The sequence below is a fragment of the Peribacillus sp. SIMBA_075 genome (genome assembly GCF_046534585.1).
Genome location: NZ_JAWRYN010000640.1, coordinates 1 through 271 on the forward strand (window position 1 = coordinate 1; position 271 = coordinate 271).

General features: G+C 55.7%; 1 protein-coding gene. It reads right to left on the reverse strand.

Going from position 1 to position 271, the window contains the following annotated elements:
* Positions 1 to 271: histidinol dehydrogenase (locus tag SB775_RS29740; protein ID WP_410864838.1), on the reverse strand; the 271-nt coding region annotated here is incomplete at both ends.

Below are 271 nucleotides of genomic sequence, written 5' to 3' on the forward strand. Positions count from 1 at the left end.
GATGGATAGGCCGCTGTGCCGCCCGGAACATACAATCCAGCAGATTCAATCGCTGTGACGCGCTGTGCGACATACGACCCGTCCGCCCGGTCTTGGCGATAGCCTTGTTGCTGTTGGCCTTCATGATAGCTGCGGATATTGTCCGCCGCTTCTGTCAGGTCGGCCAGCAGTTGGGGATCGAAACGCTCAGCTGCTTGCTGGATTTCCTCTTGCGTCACCTTTAATGCGGTCAACTCCGCTTTGTCCCATTTTTTCGAAAAGCGGTACAAGG